Source organism: Arthrobacter sp. 01L42, from assembly GCF_056400005.1.
In genome coordinates this window covers 23691-45964 of sequence record NZ_JBFTSL010000017.1, presented here as the reverse complement: position 1 = coordinate 45964, position 22274 = coordinate 23691, and the positions used below count along the sequence as shown (strand labels likewise).

The window sequence follows — 22274 nt, the reverse complement described above, 5'->3', positions numbered from 1 at the left end:
TCCGGACGATTTAGAATTCCGCGGCCATGTCCGTCCAACCCATCGCGCAGGATGGGCTCCGGGCGGATGGTCTCAGATGAAAACGCGGGCTGTTGTATAAGGGTTTACGGTGGTAACGCCGGATGTTCGGTCAAAGATCGTGATTGGTCCGGTGACGGATTTTTGGAGGCCAGCCTAATGACTCCACACGGTGACCGATGTGCGGGCCCACTGTCAGGTTCTTGGTGACTAGGCGCAATCAGCCGGGCTGAAGTGGGTCTTACCGTGGCCTCTACTCGGTCAAATGAAGACGCGGGCCGTTTCATACGGGTCTTCGAGCGTGACCCCGGATTCGCGGTCAAAGATCATGACTGGGCCGGTCCCTGTGATGGGGTTCCACCCGGGGTTGCCCGTCGCACAAAACGTGGCAATGCAGGAGTGCATACATGCGGCAAGCTCCGCGGGAGGCTCGTTCCCAAGTACCTCTCGAACTCCAATGGATTCCAATCTGTTGAAGGCGAACGGCAGGTCGATGCAATGTCCGGCGAATCCTGTAGGTGCTTCCCACTGAAATTGGTATGCCCAGACCGGTGACTTGGATTGTGCCGCCATCCGCGGTATGACGTGACGAAACAGTGAGTCGTTCAAATATGCTTCTGCCAACCAGGAGACAGACGGTGCATTTGATGCTTCCAAGTACGCGTCGGTGATGGCTGGTTTGGCTCCAAGCTTGTCAAGCGCTGTCTGGGGCTTCATAAGGTTCACATCCGCGGCCACGCCTCTGATAAAGCCGGAAAATTCGTCCCGAGTAGCGCCAATCAGCGTGGGAACGTCGTTAGGGACCGATTTGTCCAGCCCCTCTTCAACGGGTCCGTACTCACGTGAATTCGCGATGAAACTTGCTACCGCCATGGCTCGCTCCACAGGGGTTCCGTCCCCGGCGGGTAGTGGACTTAGCTGGGCATCGAGCAGTGCCTCTTCAGAAACCGAAGCGAACCCGCGTTTTGACACCCCAATACCCAGCCTCTCAGCAACCCGGTCAGTTGTTTCCATTGCCGATTCCGGACTCACTGACATAGACGAGCCCGACATGATTAGCGCCTGTGAGAACAGCCCCACGGCATCATGTCTTTTCATGAGTGCCAGTACTGCTCCACCGCCTGCGGATTGACCTCCAACGGTGACGCGGCGCGGGTCTCCCCCGAATGCCGTGATGTTGCTTTGCACCCATTGCAGCGCCGCGATGCAGTCAAGCATGCCCCGGTTGAGTGGTGCATCCGGCAACCAGCCAAAACCTTCGAAACCCAGCCGGTAGGAGATAGTCACGACTATGACTCCACTGCGGTTGAAGGCTGCGCCGTCGTACCAAGGACTAGCGGGGCTGCCCGCGATGAAGCCGCCTCCGTGAATCCATACCAGGACGGGAAGTCCTGACCCCGGGCCGGCCACCTCAAAAGGACCTGGCGCGAATACATTGAGGTTGAGGATGTCTGGGCCAAGGATCGATGGTTCAGGAATTGTTGTCACCGGGCCCAGCCCGCGCCGCTGAGGTGTTGGTCCGTACTCCAATGCGTCACGTACTCCACCCCAAGCCGTCGGAGGCACAGGTGCCTCAAAGCGCAAGTCGTTCACTGGCGGCTGAGCATATGGAATATTAAGGAAAGCCGCAGAACCCGCGCGCCAACGTCCGCGGACCCTTCCTTCGGCTGTCTGAACAATGGGCATATCGGATATCACGATCTGGTTCCTGTCTTAGCTGCCGAAAGCGGCGTCAAAGCTGGTCTGGGACGCGGGGAAGTCAAACTTCTTGAGGTTGGCGAGGGCTTCGGGGGCGCCGTGGAGCCGGTCCATGCCGGCGTCTTCCCATTCGATCGAGAGGGGGCCGTCGTAGCCGATGGCTGCCAGTGCGCGGAATGAGGATTCCCAGGGCACGTCGCCGCGGCCGGCAGAGACGAAGTCCCAGCCGCGGCGCGGGTCGCCCCAGGGCAGGTGCGAGCCCAACACGGTGTTCCGGCCGGTGGGGCGCAGCTTCGTGTCCTTGCAGTCCACGTGGTAGATCCTGTCCTTGAAGTCCCAGATGAAGGAGACGGGGTCGATGCCCTGCCACATGAAGTGCGACGGGTCCCAGTTCAGGCCGAAGGCCTCCCGGTGCCCGATCGCCTCGAGGGTGCGGACGGTGGTCCAGTAGTCGTAGGCGATCTCGGAGGGGTGGACCTCGTGCGCGAAGCGGACACCGCACTGGTCGAAGACGTCCAGGATGGGGTTCCAGCGGTCGGCGAAGTCCTGGTAGCCGGCCTCGATGACCTTCTCCGGCACGGGCGGGAACATCGCGACGTACTGCCAGATCGAGGACCCGGTGAACCCGACCACGGTGTCGACGCCGAGGGCCTTGGCGAGCCGGGCGGTGTGTTTCATTTCCTCGGCCGCGCGTTGGCGGACGCCTTCGGGCTCGCCGTCGCCCCAGACCCTGGCCCCGACGATCGCCTCGTGCCGGAAGTCGATCGGGTCATCGCACACCGCCTGGCCCTTGAGGTGGTTGGAGATGGCCCAGACCTTGAGGTTGTACTTCTCCAGCACGGCCAGCTTGGACTCGACGTAGCCGGGTTCGTCCCAGCGCCAGGCGTCCAGGTGGTCGCCGGAGACGGCGATTTCCAGGCCGTCGTAGCCCCAGCCGGAGGCCAGGCGCGCGACTTCCTCGAAGGGCAGGTCGGCCCACTGGCCGGTGAACAGGGTGTACGGGCGGGACATGTCAGGCTCCTTCAACTGTGGCCAACGACCTGTGCTCAACCTGGGTAAGCGTGCTCTTGCCTTTGGCTGATTTTTCGATGGCGGTGAGGATGCGCTGTACCTGGAGGCCTTCTTCAAACGACGGAGAGGGCGCCTCGCCCGCAGTGAGGGCGGTGAGGAAGTCGCGGATCTGGTGGATGAACGTGTGTTCCCAGCCGATGACGTGGCCTTGCGGCCACCACGCGTCAATGTACGGGTGCTCGGGTTCGTTGACGAGGATCCGCCGGAAGCCCTGTTCCCGGACCGGCACCGTGGCGTCATGGAAGTTGAGTTCGTTGAGGTTTTCGAGGTCGAAGGTCAGGGCGCCGTTGGTGCCGTAGACCTCGATTCGGAGGCTGTTCTTCTGCCCGGTGGCCACACGGGATGCCTCGACCGAGGCTCTCATGTCTCCGGTGAGCCAGAACGTCGCCCAGGCGGCGTCATCGACCGTGACGTCTTCGGGCCCATTCGGGCCGGGGCGCTGTGTGACGAAGGTCTTGAGCACGCCGGAGGCCTCGAGAATCGTTTGCCCGGTGAGGAATTGGATCTGGTCGATGGCGTGGGAGGCGATATCGCCGAGAGCCCCGGATCCGGCGGTCTCCTTACGCAAGCGCCAGCTCATGGGTGCGGTTGCGTCGGCGAGCCAGTCCTGCAGGTACGCGGCACGCACATGTCGGATGGTGCCGAGCCGGCCCTCCGTGATCAGTTCCCGGGCCAGGGCCAGGGCGGGCACGCGTCGGTAGTTAAACCCGATCATGGACTGCACCCCTCGCTCCCGGGCGGCCTGCGCTGCCGCGGTCATGGCCTCTGCCTCTGCCAGCGTGTTGGCCATGGGTTTTTCGACCAGGACGTGCTTACCGGCCTCCAAAGCGGCGATGGCGATTTCGGCGTGCATCCAGCCCGGGGCGCAGATATCGACGATGTGAATGTCGTCCCGGGTTATCACCTCGCGCCAGTCCGTGGCGGACTCGGCCCAGCCGTACTTGGCGGCTGCTTCGGCGACTCCGGCCGGGTCGCGTCCGACGAGGACGCGCCGTTCGAAGGCGGGGACGTCGAAGTAGCTGGCAACGTTCCGCCAGGCGTTCGAGTGCGCCTTGCCCATGAACGCATAGCCGATCACCGCCACGCCCAGGGGGCGCTGAGAATCCTGCTGCTGGAGTAAGTCGGTCATTAGGGGTCCTTAGATGCGGCTGCCGTGGCAGCTGAGGTGCGGGACAGGTGTAGCGGCCGGTTCATCGAGCGGAGCCTTGATATCCGTTGCTGCCGGTCGATTCAAAGGCGAGAAGGACCACCGGGCCCGTCAGACCGGAGACGGCCATGGGTGCGTCAGCTTCGTACACCTCGGCCACGGGAGCGAAGATTTCGCCGCTGGGTTGTTTTGCCTCGGCGATCAGCCGATTCATCCACGCGTTGGCGACCTCGATCTCGACTGTATTGAGGCCGGGCTGGACCGCGGCGGTGACGTCGAGCCGCCATGGGTGGGTCCAGATGATCCCGCAGTCGGTTCCGTTGATCCGTACACGGGCTATGTCGCCAACGTCTTCGACGTGCAGACAAAGCGCACGCCCCTCGATGGTTTCGGGAGTGGCCTCGAAGGTCGTCGAGTACGTGCCCACGCCCGCAAAAGCCTGGCTCTCAGGCCCTAGATCGGTCCACGGGCAGACCCCATCCGGCAGTTCGGTCTCGAGCGTACCGGGGAGTGAAAGGTGCCACCGACCGTCAAGGCGGATGGCGTCCGCTGCTTCGCACAGCAGTTCATCCGCCTGTCCACCCGGAACGAGGAACACCGAGCCCAGGGCCGGCAGTTCGAGCCTGTAGCGGCCCCCACCACCGGCTGTGCCGCCGTCGTCGGTTCGCTGCAACGCTTCCCGGCGGAGCGTGACCGGGTTCCACAGGACCATCGGCTCCTTGGCCGTTGACCGGATGGTGACCGTTCGCGGCTCAGGCCGGGGGTTGGCCACAAAGTAGATTTCCTGCGACGCAATTCTGCGACCAACGCGCAGTACATCCTCCTCCTCCACTACGAAGCCGGAGTGGAACCCCAGGTGCGTCATGGCCCAGGAAAGATCCTCGGTGTCCACAACGCTCGGTGAACGCCATAGCTGCTCGCGCAGGTTTTGGAACTCGCCCGGGTCATCGGCCAATGACGGGGAACTTTCCGGGCGTCGCCCCACGATGGGAACGCCGGATTCTGCCAAAGCAACCAGACGGCGCAGCGCCCTGGCGGTCATGCGATGACTTGAGCCGCCCAGGTAAAGCACCTTGTACGTGGTGCTGCCAGCAACAAGAGCATTATCACGGGCTGTGAACTGGCACTCAAGCGCCTCAAGATCCACGTAATCGAAGTCGAAATCGGACGGCACGGAATGGTCAGGTTCTTCCCCAAAGAGCGCCGTGAGCGGTGCCTCTTCACCGATGAACACTGCCACATCAACCGCCGGCGTTCCTTGGTTCAGCAGCCATGAGCAGCGGGCAAGATAGTCGATCCACGGTCGGGCGAGTTCAGCCCAGGGTTCAGTGCGAATGAAGGTCTGGCCTATGACGGACGCGAGGCCTATGCCGGGTGGCGGAACCTGAGTGGGCTGATGCGGGGAGGTATGGATACAGAACCTCGTAACCCCAAGGGCGAGTTCCAGATCGGCTACGTGCTTGAGCCTGCGCGGCGTGTAACTCCACGGGCGGTGCAAAGCCGTCATGGATTCCGCGCCGGTGAACGATTTGCCGTAGATGTGGGCAACAGATGAGGCACCCTTCAGGTCGGCTATAAACGTTGGTTTTGGCTCGTCAGTCCCGGCGTCAAAGACCCACATCGCCCCCATGGGGACGTCGGCGTGGCTTCGCATGGAGAGATCGCCGCCGAGTTGGGGACGGTGGTCTTCAAGTGCCTCGGCGTAGTAGATCATTCCTCGCTTGTGGGCCTCTTGGCTGAGCGTCCCGTAGTACTCACTTGAAATCAGGTCCGCCAGAGTGCGCCGGTAGTCCCACAGGAACCGGTCGCTGCGCGATGAATCTCCCACTACGTAACCAGCCAGAGCTGGCAGTAAGGGCAGCAGGTCATAACCCCTGAGATCAAGGAAGCGTTCCCGAAGGCGATCGGTGAAATTCTGTGGTCCGGACTCTATGCTGTCGCTGAGCAGGGCATCCAGCCGCTCCTCCCCCAGAGCGGCGTCAAACAGGCCGAGGTATGTGTCCAGGTAACGGCGGACTTTGGCCGCGTCCATTTTGTCGACTTCGAGCCCGGTGGCGTCAGGCTGGGCGGGACCGTTGGTCTGGCCGGTCAAAGACGCCCCGAACCTCAGGATGCACCAGTTCCCTGCAGGCGCTTCCCAGTCAAGGACGCCCTGGTCATCTACAAACGCCGTGACATCGACGACGCAGGACACATCAATGTCCGTTTTCCCGGTGGCAGCCTCATCGGTGTCCAGGGCGTAGTAGTCCGGTGCCGCTGCGAAGCCGGCTTTGAGTTCGCCCTGATGTACGCGGCCGCCGGCGAAGAGTGCGAACTCGGAGACGAGAAACTCGCTCACGGGGCGCATGATCGGTGGAATGCGCACGCCCTCAGCGAGGCGGGGCATGGCTGCTTCAAGGCTCTCGCCCGTAAGCTCGAGCCGGAACCGGCGTGCCGACACCGGGGGAAAGGATACGGTCCGCACTGCAAGCGCGGCAGCCGCCGGGTTCTCCGGAACATCCACTGTGGCAACCGTACGGTATGTGACACCATCGTCGCTTGCCAGAAGGACTGCGGCGGCCGCGGGCGGCGAACCGAACCCCTTGGGCCCCGGAAGGCCGACCGTAACAGCGGCTACCGTTACCGGCTCGTCGAACACCTGCTCGATCCACGCCGAAGACCGTTGGCCCGGGTCCCTCGGTAGGGATACCGATCCCGAGAAGCCACCGTCGACGATGCATCCCCAATCTCCAACGGGGTGGGACGCTTCCACAGCGGCAGGGAAGTACGCGGAGGGAATCGCGGCGGCCGGAAGCGCCACAACGGCCCAGTCTTGGGCGAAACGGCCCGGAGAGTCAGGATCAGCACCCCAACGCGGACAGTCCTGGTAGGGGCCGGGGACATCGGGCAGGGGCGTGAGCCGCTGGTTGATCGAACGCCCTCCCTCCACCCTGGTTTCGGACCAGACGACTTTCTTCATAGCGTCGGCGGACGCGACCCATGGGCCGCCGGCGGCGCTCCAGCCGGCCGAGGTGGCCACGGCGAACTCCATCCGCAGCTCGCTGGCTCGTCCGGCAGCGAGTTTCACCGCCTCTCCCCATTCCCGCGACCCGTGGTGCACTTTTGCCGGGACGACGAGTGGAGTGCCCATGCCGCCGTCGAACATTTGCACTCCACGGACACCGACGCGGTGCAGCCAGTCAAGGTCCAGACGAATGCCCTCGGGGTCGACGTTGCCGTCCATCCAGTGCCACCAGGCACGCGGACGTGCCTCGTCCGGCGGCGAACAAAAGCTTCGCCACAGGGCATCCAGAGCCGTCATCGGGGTTCCTGCGCTGTCGAATCGGCGAAGGTGTTTCGGGACGGCATGAGTAATTCCTTGGGTCTTTGTCATGTGCGAGTGGGTGACTAGGCGCGGCTTGCGGCGCCGGCCTGGGCCAGCAGCAATTGCTGGCGCTCGCCCCGCCTCTGCGCCTGGCGCTTCGGATCCGGGACCGGTGCCGCGAGCAGCAGTCGCTGGGTGTAGGGGTGCCCGGGGCTTGAGGTGATGGTCTCAGCGTCACCCGTTTCGACAATTTCGCCGTTCTTCATGACGGCCACACGGTGACCAATGTGCCGGACCACCCCCAGGTCGTGGGTGACGAACAGATACGCGACGCCGGTCCGCTCTTGAATTTCTACAAAGAGGTCCAGCACCCTGGCTTGAGTTGAGAGATCGAGTGCACTGACAGGTTCGTCACATACGACGAGTTTCGGGTCCCGGCAAAGGGCGCGGGCGATCGCTACCCGCTGGCGTTGCCCGCCGGAGAACTCGCGGGGCAGGCGCTGGACGGCGTCTGCCGGCAGATGAACGTAGTCGAGCAGCTCCCGGACCCTGCGTTCGGCGTCGTGACGTGAGACCCCGGTCACCAGCAAGGGCTCGGTAAGGATGTCGTTGACAGTCAACGCCGGGTTCAGTGAGGTGTAGGGGTCCTGGAAAACAACTTGGATGTCCCGGCTGAGGGTGCGGCGTTCGGCTCCCTTGGCGTGCGAGATCGATTTTCCATTAAATCGGATGTCGCCACCGCTGACCGGGGCCAGACCTAGGACAGCCCTGCCCAGTGTGCTCTTGCCGGAACCGGATTCGCCCACCAGCCCAAGAGTCTCGCCCTGGGCAATAGTCAGGGAGATGCCATGCAGGGCCCGAAACGGTTTGCGGTTCCAACCTTTGCGGCCGAATTCGACCACAAGGTCATCGACTTCCAAGAGATTGGGGGCGCCGGGAACTGGTGTGCCGGTCATGATGCGATCTCCTGATCCATGTCAACATCGGCGGGATGAACTCGAGTTGGCGTCAACGGACGGCGGGCGGGAGCGTTTTCCAGCGTCGAATCGAGCAACATCCGCGTGTATTCGTGCTTCGGGCTGGCGAAAAGTTCCTCAGCGGAGGCGGCTTCGACGATCCTGCCCGAGCGCATGACGGCGACGGTGTCACAGAGGTCGGCGACGACGCCAAAGTTATGGGTAACCAACACCACAGCCATGCCTCGCTCCGCCTGCAGATCACGGATCAGATCCAGCACTTCCGCCTGCACGGTGACGTCCAGGGCTGTGGTGGGCTCGTCGGCGATGAGCAGGTCGGGGTCGCAGGAGACAGCTCCTGCGATCAAGACGCGCTGGGCCATGCCTCCGGAGATCTCGTGCGGGTAGGCGTTGAACACCCGATCCGGGTCGGTGATGCCGACGCGGGCCAGAAGTCTAAGGGCCTCTTGTTTGGCCTCTCTGGCAGAAATGCGCAGGTGATACCGCATGGGTTCGGTGAGCTGGAAACCGATCCTGTAGGACGGGTCCAGGTTGCTCATCGGTTCCTGCGGAATGTAGCCGATCCGGCTGCCACGCAGCCGGTTACGCTCATCGTCGGAGAGAGCATCGAGCTGATGGCCGTCAAACGCGAGGCTGCTGGCAGTTGTCGTGGCACCGGGCGACAGCAGTCCCAGTATGGCGAAGGCAGTTTGGGATTTACCTGACCCCGACTCCCCCACCAGCCCAAGCACCTCACCCTTCCGTACGGCCAAGGAGACGTCATTCACGACGACGGCCTCCCCCCCGTCCTGTTTGTCATAGGCGACGCGCAGTCCTTCCACGACCAGCAGGGCGCCTGGAATCTGCCGGGCGTCAGGCTCAGTGTGGGCAACTGCCGCCGTGCTGCGTGCCCGTTCGGTCCGCATGCGGCGCTGCCGGGGAGGGATGCTGATGCGGCCACCCAGGGCATCCCGCAAGGAATTGCCTAGGAGCGCGAAGACCATGATGGTCAGGACGATGGTCACTGTAGGCCAGACGAGCAGCCAGGGAGCGTTGAAAATGTTTTGCGAAGCATCGCTGAGCATGAGGCCCCAGCTGGCGCGGTCTGAAGTGCCAAGGCCCAGGAATGCGATCCCGGCCTCGATGCCGATACCGGCGGCGGCAACTTGCGATGCTTGGATGATGCTGGGAGCAATAACGACCGGCAGCACGTGCCTGCCCATGATTCGTGTATTCCCCAGGCCGGAGACGCGGGCGGCATCGATGTAGAGCTCCTCGCGAACCGCCCGCACCGAGCCGCGGACCAGTTGGAATGCCGCAGGGGCGATCAGGACACCAAACACTGCCAAAGCCAAAGGAGTGCTTCGCCCGACGCGGGCAAGGACCACGAGCAGGATCACTATGGCCGGCAGGGACATGAGGGCGTTGCTCACCCAGCTGCTGGTGGCATCAAACCATCCGCGGAAGTAGCCGGCCAAAATGCCCAAGGGGACGCCGATGCCGGTGCATACCGCCATGACAATAACGGCGCTGATCAGACTGGTACGGGCGCCGTGGAGGAGCTGCGCGAGGACGTCCCGTCCAACGCCGTCGGCGCCGAGCGGGTGGGCCGCCGTGAATGGCGGTGCCAAGGTATCCGCGAGCTTGCTGGTCATAGGATCCCCAGGGGACAGCAGCGGGGCGAACACCGCGGCAAGTGTGAGCACTCCCAGAACAGCAATGCAGATCACTGCCACCGGGTCGCGCAGCAGCCGGCGGAACAGGCCGTGCCTGGCGACGTTGGCTTCCTCGGTCAATACCGGTTGGGGGCCGCTGGCCATGATGTTCTCGCTCATGCAACACGCACCTTTGGGTTGAGCCAGCCTTGCACAAGGTCCAGCACGAGGTTGACGATGACGACCATGGTCACGGTCAGAAGGACAACGCCGAGGACAACCGGCAGGTCGCCCTGTCCCGCAGCCAGGCTGGCCTGGGTGCCGACTCCCGGGATATTGAAGACTTTTTCCACAACGACGGCTCCCGAGATCATGACAATAAACATGAGTGACAAAGTGGTCACCGCCGGTGGGGAGGCATTACGCAGAGCGTGACGGTACAGGACGCTTCGGGCCGGCAAACCGCGGGCGCGCAGCGTGCGGACATAGTCGTACTGAAGAACGTCCGTCATGGACCCGCGGATCTGCATGGCCACCGACGCGATTGCCCCCATGGCAAGAGCAACGACCGGAAGCACAATCGACGACAACCACTCAGTAGGTGAATTCGCGAACGGGATATAGCCTGTGGCGGGCAGAACCCCGAGCTGCACGGCAAGGACCAGTACGAGCACAAGGGACAGCAGGAAGCTTGGAATGGCTTGAACCAGGGTCGACACAACCTGCAGGAGGCGGTCGATGACCCCGCCACGAACGGCAGCGAGTACACCCAGGAGCGCCCCGAAAATGCTTGTGAGAAGTATGGCACCAAGAACCAGTGACAAGGTCATTGGCAGGGCTTGGGCGAGCAGTGCGGTGACCGGCTGGTTGTTGAACCATGAGCTGCCCAGGTCTCCCGTGGCGGCGCTTGAGATCCATTCGCCATAGCGGACAATGACCGGCCGATCCAACCCCAGCTCGTGGCGTTTGGCCTCGGCCTGGGCTGCGCTGGCAGCCTGACCGAGAATCTGCCGCACGGGGTCCTGCCCGGTGAGGTTCAGCAGGAAGAACGTGGCCGTAGCGATCACGAACAGCAGGGCAACGCCGGCGGCCAGCCTGCGCAGGATGAATAACAGCATTTTGTTGACTCCGATGTCATCATGGTGGTCCGAGGGTAGTGCCGGGCCCAATGTGAAGGCCCGGCACCCGTTACTCAGCTCGCCGGAGCGAAGTTCCAGATCGGCAGGGCAGTGGAGAACTTCTGTGGCTTGACGGTTACCTTCTTGCTGATGGCAAAGTCGTTGTTGGGCTGGATCCAAGGGGCGAACCATGCCTGATCCACCACGTACTCGTTCAGCTTCTTGAACGTCTGCACCTGCTGGTCTCCGGTTTCCTTCTGGGCCTGGCCGATCAGCGAAACCACCTTCGGATCTGAGACATGCAGGGTGTTCCACAGTGCCTCGGGCGCGAGAGCCAGCTGGGCGATGTCCCAGGAGCGGTGGCTGTCGAGGCCGAAGATTGCTGCCGGGTACTTTCCGCCCAGCAGGTCTGAGATGAAGGTCTGTCCGTTCACGGGTTCGTAGACGGGCGTGATTCCGATGGCTTTGAGGGCTTCAGTCGTCGCGGCCTGCTGCGCCGGGTAGATGGGGGAAACATCCGGCATCTTCAGCTCGAAGCCGTTGGGGTATCCCGCTTCAGCGAGCAGCTGCTTGGCCTTCGCGACGTCGTATGTGTACTTACCGTTGAGGGCCTCGTCGTATGCGGAACTGTCCGTGCTGAAGAGCTGCGCTGTGCTAGTCCCGGCACCCCCATAGGCCTGCTTCACGATTGCGTCGCGGTCGAAGGCGTAATTGATGGCCTGCCGGACGCGGACGTCAGCCAAGGCCGGCGCCAGCTTTCCTTCACGATCGAAAAGGAACAAACCGGAAGTCGTGTAGGCCGGGAGGGAGACAACATTGAGTCCAGCGGACTTGAGGCTTGCAACATCCTTGGATGGAACGACAGCAGAATCGATCTGCCCCGACCGCAAAGCATTCTCCATAGCGTTGTTGTCATTGAAGACTGTGATGTTGATGGTGTCGTAAGGGTACGACTTCTTGTCGCCCCAGTACGAGGTGTTGCGGGTGTAGACGTACTTGTTGCCGGCCTGGGTCTGGGCTTTGTCCAGCACGTAGGGGCCGGAGCCGACAGGTTCGGTCTTCAGGGATTCCTTGCCGACAGCGGCCGGGCTGGCCAGCATACCGGCGTTTCCGCCCAGGTTAGGGAGAAGGGAAGGATCAGGAGCGGTAAGGACGAGCTTCACATGGGTCGGATCAACCACATCAACGCTCTTGAGGTCCCTCAGCTGCCCTCCGGCCTCACCGGTGCCCTTCTTGGCGGCCTCCAGGCCGGTCTTGACGGCCGCTGCGTCGAGCTTCGTGCCGTCGGTGAAAGTAATACCGTCGCGGAGGGTCATGCTTAGCGTGGTCTGGGTGGCGTCGTAGCTCCAGTCGGTAGCCACGTTCGGGGTCGGTTCTCCGTTTTCGTCGTTGCGCAGCAGCGAGTCATAGACGGGTTGCAGATACTGGGAGTTGGGCCCGGTGCCGAAGTTGCCGGGTGCGAAGCTGTCCGGCGCCGCGATCTGGGACAGCGACAGGGTTGTTGGCTGGGAGCTGGCTGACGAACTTCCGCCGGCACATCCGGTCGCGGTGGTGAGCAAGGCTGCGGCGGTTGCCGCCGCGATAAGGTACTTACGCATGTTTCTCCTGTTGGGAATGGGATTGAAGCGCCGTCCATTGAGTGGCGCCCAGCCACCTCGCGACCGAGGCGGCTCTATGCGACAGATGGTTTGTTTATCGTGTCAAACCACTGGTGAGGGCGTCGTTGGCCTTGGCCGTTTGTAGCTGTCGCATCAAAGCGTGCTGTCGTCGGACCTGGTCGCGGCCCCTGTAGGGTTCACGCCGGCCCTCGTATTCGCTGGAGAGCCAGCCGCTCCAGCCGGATTCCACAAGAGTGGAAACAATCTCTGCCCACGGAATGTGCAGGTCCCGAAGATCGTCGTCAATCTCAAAGAACTTTGTCTGGATGAAGTGCACGTGGGGAAGCACCTCGATCAGGTCCGACATCGGAACGGCGAGCGGCTCCAAGTGGGCCGGCCTTTTCTTGCCCTCCTCGAATCCCTCATGGCCGTCATCTACGCCAGCGGTCTGGAAAATCCCGGTGTCTATCAGCAGCTTGAAATGCTGGGTTCCCGACTTCCCGATGAAGTCCAGGTACCCCTGTGTGACAGGGTGCTTGATCGGCGTAGGAGCATGGATCTCAGGTGAGATGACAACGTCCAGCTCCTGAGCCAAGTCCAGGGACCGTTCAACAGCTTCGGACCAGATCGGGTGTGGGTCCAATTGGAGGGATGTCACACCGAACTTGGGTCGAATCGAGGTAAAACCAAGCTGCTTTGCCATCTTTAGGTCCAGCTGGATCTGGGCCGCACCCTCGGATGCGCTCAGGTTGCGGTTGTGCCACATGTCGGTGTCAACCCAGGCGCCGTAGTTGGTCGGGGTCAGCCCGTACTTGGCCAGGAGCCCGTGCCAGTTGTCAATCCAGGCTGTGGACGGTGAGGGATAGCCCGGTACATTGGCTTCCCCGAGAATTTCGATACCGGTGGCTCCCATGTCTGCAATATCGGCAAAAACGTCCTCCAGGTCCATGGAGGTATAGATGTCACCCGAGTAGCTGTAGGTCGACACCCCATAGCGCAGGCTGCCCTGCGGCGCCGGCGGCACGATGACGGGCTTGGCAGTCGACTTGAACGGGGACCGGGCAACGTGCGGCGGGAAGTAGGGGCGCCGCAGGAAGACGGTAACCTCCAAGTCGTGGACTCCCGGATTGAGTCCGCCCGGTTTAGGGACTGTGATGGTAGCCGTCTCGTCCAGCTGCCAACGCACGTCCGTTGAGTTGCGTAGTTCATCAAGTGTGAAGTTTCGCCCCTGGAGGGTCCATGTGGGGACGTGATCCGGGATCTTCTCCCCGTCAATTGTTACTTCAACTCCGTCCAGCAGGCTGGCCGAGGTTCCCCTGTAATTTGGGTTGCGGAGCTGGAACTGGAAGCCGATGATGCGGCCGCCTTCGGTCACATTCCGGAACCCCCGCCCCTGGATGGTTTCCCTTTCAAGCATGTTGTCAGTTCCTGTCTGCGTTAAATTGGTTGGCGATTGAGTTGGCACCGGCTACCGCGAGTGCGACGGAGAGAAGTGTCGGGTTGCACGCGATCGAGGTCGGGATGACACCGTTGCCGGCCACGTAGAGGCCGCTCACTCCCCAGACCTCACCGGTTGGCCCGCAGACCGACGTACCGTCGGCGGACTGGCCCATGCGAGTTGTTCCTTGGTAATGGAGGGAAGCGCCTGGCGGGAAGGTGAGCGGTTCCTGGTTTAGAGGTTCTCCGAGTGCCTTAGCGGCCCGGCGGATTGCCTGGCGTGACGCCTCGATGGAGGCATGGTCCCGTTCGGTGAGTCGGTAGTGGATCCGCATGGCAGGCATTCCATAGGCGTCCTGCTCGTCGGCATCGAATTCGACCCGGTCGGCCTCCTGCAAGTCTTTTCCGCAGAACCAACCCAGGCCCACAATGCTTCCAGGTGCGGGGACATCGGCATCGGCCAGCGGAACAGGAGATGCATCCAGCTGCATGACCTGGCCGTGAAATGGCTCCTGATCGGTGAACGGCACCCAACTCACCCCACTGTGCTGCAGGATCGTCGGCCGGTCCCCTGCGGGGCGCGGTTCTTCCGGCAATACGGCTACTTCATTCAACCGGACGGCGAAGACTGTCTGCGGCTGATCGTTTAGGTAACGCCCTAAGGCTTTGGGCCGAACACCGGAGGCCCACAGCAGCTGAGGGGTTCGCAGCGCATCGGCGGCCACAACGACCTTTGCAGCTCGGATCTCATGCTCGGTGCCGTCTTGCAGATCACGCACCAGCACGCCACGGACATGGCCGTCTTCCACCAGCGCCCGGGTCACAAGGGCTTCGGGAAAGAGACTGAAGTTCGGGTTGTTCCGGGTTTCCTCCCCGAAAACAATGTCGGCACCGGACCACGTGATGCGGCCGTCGTCATGCCGCATCACGGCCAGCGGCATGGGACGGACCCGACGGTCCTCGGCCCTGCCAGCATCCAAGGCATTGCCAAGCCGCTGCCGCACGTCCTTCGAGTACGGTGCGTCATCAAATGCGTTGTCGGCAACATGCAGTAAGCGCTCCGCTTCCTCCAGCAGTCCGTCCAGATTCTGGAGGAAGGGAATGCGTTCGCTCCCGCCTGGTCGGGGGCAGGCGCCGGTCCAGTGTGCGCCCATGCCGCCGACGTTTGACGACATCGCTGCACCGGGCATGCCGTCTTCGCCCGGCTGTTTGTAGCCCTTGGGGAGAAGGAAAGTGCCGGGGCGGACCATACGTGATCCGGTTCCGGCCGCAGTTGATGTGGAGCTTCCACTCGCTGCCGCGACGAGTGAGGGTAGCCCCTCCGATCGGCGTTGAGCCGTGGCCCTCTCGTGGATGTCGGCAATGTTCTTTACGTGAATTCCGGGAGGATCGGCGAGCAGCGGGCCGGCTTCGAAGCACGCAACGGTAGCGTCGGGGGCTTGTTCGCTCAGAATCCGGGCGTAGGCAGCTCCGCAGGGTCCACTGCCGATGATGGCCACATCCACTGCTCTGGGGAAACTTCTGGTCATGCCACTTACATCCAATCGAAATGGCTCATCCGGCGCCGATGATCGGCCGGAACGGCAGGTTCCTGGTGTGGCCCAAGCCACTTTGCTCCCGCTTATCTTCTACCGGTGTCCGGAAGAAGTCAACACCGGGATTCGGAAATGACAAGTCGGAGGCAAACAAAACGGCCCTGGGCGACTCGGCGTCCAGGGCCGTAGCTGGGAGGACGGCTAGGCCAGATGCGCCTCGACGAGCGCGTCCGACGAGCCGTGGCGCGATTCAAGCAATGCTGGCAGGTGCTCGCGCGAAAAGAGTTGACCTAGTGCAAGCTGCACGCCGCCCGCCACGCCGCCCGCTTCCTCATTGACCGCCGACAACTCAATCAGGAGATCAGCCGCGGATACCGGCAATAACCGCTCATGCACGGCCCGCCGGATTGGTTCCAGGACGTAGGAGCCCGCGCGTGCGAGACCTCCTCCGATGATCATGAGTTCGGGGGCAAAGAAGCTGACCAGTGTGGCCAAACTCCCGCCCAAAGAGGAGGCCGTCCGACGTAAAAGTTCGCGGGCAGCATCGTCCCCGCCTTCGGCCGCAAGCGTGATGTCCAGCGGGCGGATCTTGCCTGTTCGGCTTAGAATTTCGGCCAGCACAGGGCTCTGACCGCTCTCGGCCAACGTCTGGCCCTGCCGGCTCATCGCGGAGCCGCTGGCAAGCGCTTCGAGGCATCCGATCTTGCCGCAACGGCAGATGGCGATGCCTGCCTCCGCCACGGCCACGTGTCCAATGGCCCCTGCCAGCCCATGTGCTCCCCGGTAGAGTCTGCCGTCCACCACCAGTGCAGCAGCGATGCTGGCCCCCGCCCCGATATACAGCATTTGCTTTGCCGCCGCCGCTGCGGGATTGGCCCAGATCTCGCCGAGCGCCAGGAGGTTCACGCGGTTGTCAACCCATACCGGCGCCCCCCAGCGCGAGGCCAAATGCTGCCGCACAGGATAGCCATCCCACCCCGCCATCACTGGCACGGCCGCCGGTACGCCGGTGTCAAAGGCTACGGGGCCCGGCAGACCGGCACCCATCGCAAGCAGGGGGCCACTAATCCCTGGCGCAGTACTGACCTCTTCCACCAGCTCCGTAGCCTGATTGAGCACCGCCACGGGTCCGTCCGTGACATCGATCTGGACCTGTCGGGTGGAGCGGATTGTTCCCGACAGATCGGCCGCCGCAACGACGAGTTCGTTGGAGGCGACATCCACGGCAACGACGTATCCGGCGGCAGCATTTAATTTCAGTCGCTTCGGTGCTCGTCCGCCGGTAGAAGGACCGAGGCCCGCAGGATTCACGAGCCCGACGGATTCCAACTCGGCCACCCGTTCTGCGACCACGCTGCGCCCTAGTCCGGAGCGGTCAGCCAAGGCGGGCTGGGTTATCCCTGCCTCGCTGCGGATGGCATCAAGAACGGCCGCCATGCCGGAATAACGGTCAATCGGCATTAATTTTCCTTCCATAGCGGAGAGCAATCTCCGAACCGTAGTATATCCTTTCGACGGTGACCGGAAGAAGTGTCAAAGGAGAGCTCATGTCGCGAGAAACAGTGACCACCCTGGAAGGCGTCGCCTACCGGGACCTCAATGGCAATGGCGTGATGGATCCCTACGAGGACCCTCGCTTGACCCCGGAGGAGCGGGTCGCGGATCTCCTACCCCGACTCTCAGCCGAAGAAAAGGCCGGACTGCTCTTCCACACAGTGCTGCCGGCCGGCAAACCGGGCGATCTCGATACACCAGGACCCTTTGGACCGGAGACACCTCGAGACGTTATCTCCGGGAAGCTGGTGAATCACTTCAATGCCCACACCCTGCCATCACCGCGCGAGGCGGCCAGATGGCAGAATGCGCTCCAGGAATTAGCCGCCAGCACGCCTCATGGCATCCCCATCACCTTCTCCAGCGACCCTCGTCATGGGTTCGCCGACAACGTCGGGATGGCGCTGGCCCCGGGCTCCATGTCCCAATGGCCCGAACCACTCGGCTTGGCCGCCATCGGTGACCCTGAACTCGTTCAGGAATTCGGTGACATTGTGCGTCGTGAGTATCTGGCCGTCGGGATCAGGGCTGCCCTGCACCCGCAAGTTGATCTTGCAACCGAACCGCGATGGGCCCGTCAAGCCCAAACGTTCGGGCAGGACGCCGGTGCCGTCTGTGCCATGGTCGCGTCTTACCTCCGGGGCCTTCAGGGTCAGAAAGTAGGTGCGGACAGCATTGCCTGCACAACGAAGCACTTTCCCGGAGGCGGAGCCCAGAAGGACGGCGAGGATCCGCATTTCCCATATGGCCGAGAACAGGTCTACCCGGGAGACCAGTTCCAGGAACACCTCGCCCCGTTCCGTGCTGCCATCGATGCAGGAACAAGCGCGATCATGCCGTACTACAGTTTGCCCGCGGGACTGGAGCTGGATGGACAACCCGTCGAGGAAGTCGCGTTCGGCTTCAACCACCGTATTATCACGGGCCTGCTGCGTGAGGAACTCGGATTCGACGGAGTGGTCCTCACCGACTGGGGCCTCATCACCGACCTTGAGGTGTTCGGACTCCCCTTCCCGGCCAAGGCATGGGGCGTGGAGCACCTCTCCCCCGCGGAACGGCTCGATGCACTGCTTCGCGCCGGTGCCGATCAAATGGGAGGTGAAATGCGGACGGACCTTCTACTCGAGCTCCTCAAACAGGGCACCATCACTGAGGAGCGGCTCGATGAATCCGTCCGGCGCGTACTCCTGGTCAAATTCCAACTCGGACTGTTCGATAACCCGTTCGTGGACGAGGACGAAGCTGAGCGCGTCGTGGGCGCCGCCGAGTTCCAGGAAAAGGGCCATCGTGCCCAGGCGGAAGCTATGACGGTTCTCAAAAACGAAGCCATTCTTCCCCTTGCAGCAGGCCTGCACCTTTACATTGAAGGAGTTGATCCAGCGGTCGCCGCCCGATACGGAACAGTCGTGAGCGACCCGGCGCAGGCAGACGTCGCGGTGGTTCGCCTCAAGGCACCCTTTGAACCCCGGAATACCTACTTCCTCGAAGCCATGACACACCAGGGATCCCTCGACTTCCCTGCTGCGGTCATCGAGCACATTACTTCCCTTGCTGCCACAGTCCCGGTGGTATTGGACGTGTACTTGGATCGGCCAGCCATTCTGACGCCGTTCGACGACGCTGTTACCGCCCTAGTAGCCAACTTCGGGGCATCCGACGCGGCGTTGTTCGATGGCCTCACGGGAAGGATCGCACACCGCGGAAGCCTGCCCTTTGAACTGCCGCGGTCGATGGACGCCGTCCGGGCAAGCCGGCCCGACGTCGCATCAGACACCGCGGAGCCGCTGTACGTCTACGGTTCCGGGATCAGTTGATGAAGATGGATAAAGCAGACATCAGATGGGGGCTCGCCGGCACGGGAGCAATCGCCCGGGAGTTTGCGCACGCGTTGAAGGAAGTGCCCGGCGCGTCACTCGCAGCCGCAGCATCCAGAAATCAGCTCTCTTCGGCTAGGTTTTGCTCCGAGTTCGACGTCCCACAGCATCATGGGTCGTTTCAGGAACTAGCGGAAGACGACGCCATCGACGCCGTCTACCTGTCCACGCCGGCCGGGCTTCACCATGCCCACGCCACGTTGTTCATGGAGTCCGGCAAACACGTCCTGGTCGAGAAACCCTTCACTCTCAACCACGCCGAGGCTCTGGACTTGGCCCGGACCGCCCAGCGAACCGGAACGGCCCTGATGGAGGCCATGTGGACGCGCTTTCTGCCGGCCTACGTGGAGCTTCGGCGCTTGGTCGATGACGGAGCCATCGGCGAAGTGCGATCGGTGGAAGCCTCCTTTGGATTTCCAATTCCGGACTCGGGCCCGCAGGGCCGGCCAAGGTTGCATGACCCTGCGCTAGGCGGAGGAAGCCTTCTTGAACTGGGCGTCTATCCTGTTCAGCTCACGCACTGGCTGCTCGGCAACGAACCGTCCGTTGCAGCCGTTGGCCACTACAGTTCCAGTGGCGTAGACCTGGACACGGCAGCGCTCCTGTCCTACCCCACGGGAGGCACGGGGATCGTCAAGTCTTCCATTCGGACGCCCCTTCCGAATGATGCACGCGTCCTGGGAACCGAGGGATTCATTCAACTGCCGGCCCCGCACCACTGTCCCGACCGCATAACCGTTTTGCGCTACAACCGCTCCGGTCCCGGCGTGCTGGAGCCCCGTACCATGCCCGCGCCAATCGAAGGGAGCGGGCTTAGATACGAGATTCTCGAGTTCCAAACGCTCTTGAGGACCGGCCAGTCGCAGAGTTCTGTGATGCCGCTGAATGACACCCTCGCCATCATGCACACCCTGGATCTCATCCGGGATAAGACTCGATCCCAAGGGCGGATGGAACCAGCCGGGGCATGATCCCGATCATCGTCTCAACCACACCCATGGACCACCGACCCCTATAGGGCATCTCGCATTCTCGTTGATGAGGTGTAGGCCCACTTGCGACAAACAGCGTTTGCTGGAAGGACCGGAAACTTGGAACCACAATTGCAGCCAGAGCAAATCCTCGCCTCGATGACGTATGCCGAGAAGCTGGCCCAGCTTCAAATCGTTTGGAGGCCCGATCCAGCCGATGCCGGAAACCTCGCACGGACGGGTGCCGGGGCTCTCTTCTGGCCCGCCACAGCGGAGGCAACGAACGCCCTCCAACGGCAGGCCATAGAGGAGAGCCCGCATGGCATTCCACTTCTTATCGGCTTGGACGTCGTTCATGGCCAATTCACTATTTTTCCCACGCCCCTGGCACAAGCCGCCAGCTTCGACCCAGAGGTTGCAGCCGCCGACTCACGCTTTTCTGCCGCGGAGGCCCGGTCCACCGGAGTCAACTGGACTTTTTCACCGATGATCGACGTCTCCCGTGACCCGCGATGGGGACGCGTGGTCGAAGGCTTTGGCGAGGATCCCTATCTCAACGCCATCCTTGGGGAAGTCAAAATCCGGGGCTACCAAGGCGACGACCTCTCCTCGGGAAGCTCCATTGCCGCCTGCGCCAAACACTTCGTTGGCTACAGCGCGGCCGAAGGAGGACGGGACTACAACACCACGGACATCTCCGTTCAGCGGCTTCGCAACGTGTATCTGGAACCGTTCAGAGTTGCGGTTGAGGCGGGAGTCGCCAGTATCATGGCGAGCTTCAACGCGGTGTCGGGCGTTCCCATGCACGCCAACCGGCAGATGCTCACCGACGTCTTGAAGACGGAGTGGGGACATGCCGGCATTGTGGTCGCGGACGCAGGTGGCGTAGGCGAACTCATAGAGCACGGTGTCGCAACCTCGCCGGCGGACGCGGGACGACTGGCTCTTTCGGCCGGGCTGGACGTGGAGATGGGTGGCTCTCTGCTGGTAGACGGTGAGCCAATCATCCAAGAAGGCGAGCTGGACAGCGCACGCCTGGACGATGCCGTACTTCGCGTGCTTCGCCTCAAGCAGGCTCTTGGCCTTTTCGAGAACCCTTACGTCGACGAACAGACGGCCGCGACCGGCCCTACCGAAGCCTCGCTGTCGGCAGCGAGAACCACAGCCGCACGCTGCACGGTTCTACTGAAGAACGACGGGCCCGTCCTCCCTTTGGCTGCACAGGGACAACGCGTGCTAGTAGTGGGTCCCTACTCCGAAAGCAAGGACCACCTCGGCGCATGGGTGCAATTCTTCGCTTCCCCAACCACGACCTCCATATTCGAATCCCTGGAGACGGCACTACCCGACTCCGAGATCACGACACTCCCGGGTGCAAGATTCTTCGACTCCGACCCTGCCTTGCAGGCAGAAGCAGCAAAGGCCGCTGTTGAGGCAGACGTGGTCATAATCGCTGTAGGTGAACCCAGTTCGATCTCTGGCGAGGCCAGCTCACGCAGTTCATTGGACCTCCCCGGCGATCAGACCGAGTTGATCAGGGCTGTCGCGCAGACAGGCACCCCCTTCGCCGTGGTCTTAATGACGGGACGCCCGCTCGTGGTCAGTGACTGGATCGATGACTGTCCTTCCCTGCTCGTGGCATGGCACCTGGGCACCGAGGCCGGGGCCGCGATTTCCGATGTTCTCACCGGTGCTGTTAATCCCGGTGGAAAGCTCCCGATGTCCTTTCCCCGTTCCGTGGGTCAAATTCCCATCTATTACAACCACGAGTCAACAGGGCGGCCGGCCCGGTCGGGAGGAAGTCTTGCTGACAAGCGGCCCGACGTCGGGCTGACCGGGCCTAACAACACCGATGACTACTACAAGTCGAAGTACCTGGACTTGAAGCTAGGGCCACAATTCGGCTTTGGGACTGGGCTCAGCTATACGTCGTTCGAGCTGGAGGCATCGCCCGATCAGGCACTTTCGGTCACGCTGGATGAGCTTAGAGACGGAGCGAGACTTTCTTTCACCACGGCCGTTCGCAACACCGGGACTAAAGATGGCGACGAAGTGGTCCAGTTGTACGTCTCGGACCTCGTGGCAAGCGTGACCCAGCCTGTCAAACGGTTGCGAGGCTTTAACCGGATCTTCGTACCTGCCGGACAAGAACGACATGTGTCACTAACAGTCGGCTTTGATGATCTCGGATTCTGGACCAACGATCCCCACACCGGATACATCGTGGAGCCAGGCGAGTTCCGTATAGAGATTGGCGACGGCGTCTCCTCCCAAGGATTCAGCCTTACAGTCACTCCCTCCTGACATAAAAAGCCCCAGAGGTCATTGGAACCCTGAT

14 protein-coding genes are annotated in these 22274 nt (G+C 62.4%); 3 read left to right on the top strand and 11 right to left on the bottom strand.

Features of this window, described 5'->3' with window-relative positions; translation table 11 throughout:
- Positions 1-279: 279 nt before the first annotated feature.
- The 11 genes from AC1DN2_RS15370 to AC1DN2_RS15320 all read right to left on the bottom strand — a co-directional run bounded on the left by AC1DN2_RS15370 (position 280) and on the right by AC1DN2_RS15320 (position 16998).
- Positions 280-1704, bottom strand: coding sequence for a carboxylesterase/lipase family protein (locus AC1DN2_RS15370; RefSeq protein ID WP_476851105.1), 1425 nt, complete (start codon positions 1702-1704; stop codon positions 280-282).
- Between the two features lie 27 nt (positions 1705-1731).
- A complete protein-coding gene (locus tag AC1DN2_RS15365) occupies positions 1732-2727 on the bottom strand; it encodes a sugar phosphate isomerase/epimerase family protein (protein WP_476850989.1) in 996 nt (331 codons plus the stop codon).
- Position 2728: 1 nt separating this feature from the next.
- The gene (locus tag AC1DN2_RS15360) at positions 2729-3916 is read right to left on the bottom strand and encodes a Gfo/Idh/MocA family protein (RefSeq protein WP_476850988.1); all 1188 of its coding nucleotides are present in this window, start codon (positions 3914-3916) and stop codon (positions 2729-2731) included.
- A 61-nt stretch (positions 3917-3977) separates the two neighbouring features.
- Positions 3978-7235, bottom strand: a complete 3258-nt coding sequence (locus AC1DN2_RS15355; RefSeq protein ID WP_476850987.1) for a glycosyl hydrolase — start codon at positions 7233-7235, stop codon at positions 3978-3980.
- A gap of 86 nt (positions 7236-7321) precedes the next feature.
- Positions 7322-8194 (bottom strand): ATP-binding cassette domain-containing protein, encoded by an 873-nt coding sequence (locus AC1DN2_RS15350; protein ID WP_476850986.1) that lies wholly within the window; start codon positions 8192-8194, stop codon positions 7322-7324.
- Entirely contained in the window at positions 8191-10029 is a 1839-nt protein-coding gene (locus tag AC1DN2_RS15345; protein WP_476850985.1) for a dipeptide/oligopeptide/nickel ABC transporter permease/ATP-binding protein, read from the bottom strand. Before AC1DN2_RS15345 ends, AC1DN2_RS15350 begins: the two co-directional genes overlap by 4 nt.
- Complete coding sequence (locus AC1DN2_RS15340; RefSeq protein ID WP_476850984.1) at positions 10026-10967, bottom strand: ABC transporter permease; 942 nt, start codon at positions 10965-10967, stop codon at positions 10026-10028. The genes AC1DN2_RS15345 and AC1DN2_RS15340 overlap by 4 nt, the downstream gene beginning before the upstream one ends.
- A gap of 74 nt (positions 10968-11041) precedes the next feature.
- A complete protein-coding gene (locus AC1DN2_RS15335) occupies positions 11042-12565 on the bottom strand; it encodes an ABC transporter substrate-binding protein (protein ID WP_476850983.1) in 1524 nt (507 codons plus the stop codon).
- Between the two features lie 94 nt (positions 12566-12659).
- Positions 12660-13982 carry a C-glycoside deglycosidase beta subunit domain-containing protein gene (locus tag AC1DN2_RS15330; RefSeq protein ID WP_476850982.1) on the bottom strand — a complete coding sequence of 441 codons (1323 nt, stop codon included), beginning with the start codon at positions 13980-13982 and terminating at the stop codon, positions 12660-12662.
- A gap of 4 nt (positions 13983-13986) precedes the next feature.
- A complete protein-coding gene (locus AC1DN2_RS15325; protein WP_476850981.1) occupies positions 13987-15531 on the bottom strand; it encodes a GMC oxidoreductase in 1545 nt (514 codons plus the stop codon).
- A 207-nt stretch (positions 15532-15738) separates the two neighbouring features.
- Entirely contained in the window at positions 15739-16998 is a 1260-nt protein-coding gene (locus tag AC1DN2_RS15320) for an ROK family transcriptional regulator (RefSeq protein ID WP_476850980.1), read from the bottom strand.
- 152 nt (positions 16999-17150) lie between these two features.
- Between AC1DN2_RS15320 and AC1DN2_RS15315 the strand changes: the two genes are divergently transcribed.
- The 3 genes from AC1DN2_RS15315 (at position 17151) to AC1DN2_RS15305 (ending at position 22240) form a co-directional block, all read left to right on the top strand.
- Entirely contained in the window at positions 17151-18905 is a 1755-nt protein-coding gene (locus AC1DN2_RS15315; RefSeq protein WP_476850979.1) for a glycoside hydrolase family 3 protein, read from the top strand.
- Positions 18905-19936 carry a Gfo/Idh/MocA family protein gene (locus tag AC1DN2_RS15310; RefSeq protein ID WP_476850978.1) on the top strand — a complete coding sequence of 344 codons (1032 nt, stop codon included), beginning with the start codon at positions 18905-18907 and terminating at the stop codon, positions 19934-19936. The genes AC1DN2_RS15315 and AC1DN2_RS15310 overlap by 1 nt, the downstream gene beginning before the upstream one ends.
- Positions 19937-20095: 159 nt before the next feature.
- Complete coding sequence (locus tag AC1DN2_RS15305; protein WP_476850977.1) at positions 20096-22240, top strand: glycoside hydrolase family 3 N-terminal domain-containing protein; 2145 nt, start codon at positions 20096-20098, stop codon at positions 22238-22240.
- The last annotated feature ends 34 nt before the right edge of the window (positions 22241-22274 follow it).

Coding starts and splice junctions, on each gene's coding strand:
- AC1DN2_RS15370 (WP_476851105.1), bottom strand. CDS start 1,704: ATGCCCATTGTTCAGACAGCCGAAGGAAGGGTCCGCGGACGTTGGCGC.
- AC1DN2_RS15365 (WP_476850989.1), bottom strand. CDS start 2,727: ATGTCCCGCCCGTACACCCTGTTCACCGGCCAGTGGGCCGACCTGCCC.
- AC1DN2_RS15360 (WP_476850988.1), bottom strand. CDS start 3,916: ATGACCGACTTACTCCAGCAGCAGGATTCTCAGCGCCCCCTGGGCGTG.
- AC1DN2_RS15355 (WP_476850987.1), bottom strand. CDS start 7,235: ATGACGGCTCTGGATGCCCTGTGGCGAAGCTTTTGTTCGCCGCCGGAC.
- AC1DN2_RS15350 (WP_476850986.1), bottom strand. CDS start 8,194: ATGACCGGCACACCAGTTCCCGGCGCCCCCAATCTCTTGGAAGTCGAT.
- AC1DN2_RS15345 (WP_476850985.1), bottom strand. CDS start 10,029: ATGAGCGAGAACATCATGGCCAGCGGCCCCCAACCGGTATTGACCGAG.
- AC1DN2_RS15340 (WP_476850984.1), bottom strand. CDS start 10,967: ATGCTGTTATTCATCCTGCGCAGGCTGGCCGCCGGCGTTGCCCTGCTG.
- AC1DN2_RS15335 (WP_476850983.1), bottom strand. CDS start 12,565: ATGCGTAAGTACCTTATCGCGGCGGCAACCGCCGCAGCCTTGCTCACC.
- AC1DN2_RS15330 (WP_476850982.1), bottom strand. CDS start 13,982: ATGCTTGAAAGGGAAACCATCCAGGGGCGGGGGTTCCGGAATGTGACC.
- AC1DN2_RS15325 (WP_476850981.1), bottom strand. CDS start 15,531: ATGACCAGAAGTTTCCCCAGAGCAGTGGATGTGGCCATCATCGGCAGT.
- AC1DN2_RS15320 (WP_476850980.1), bottom strand. CDS start 16,998: ATGCCGATTGACCGTTATTCCGGCATGGCGGCCGTTCTTGATGCCATC.
- AC1DN2_RS15315 (WP_476850979.1), top strand. CDS start 17,151: ATGGATCCCTACGAGGACCCTCGCTTGACCCCGGAGGAGCGGGTCGCG.
- AC1DN2_RS15310 (WP_476850978.1), top strand. CDS start 18,905: ATGAAGATGGATAAAGCAGACATCAGATGGGGGCTCGCCGGCACGGGA.
- AC1DN2_RS15305 (WP_476850977.1), top strand. CDS start 20,096: ATGACGTATGCCGAGAAGCTGGCCCAGCTTCAAATCGTTTGGAGGCCC.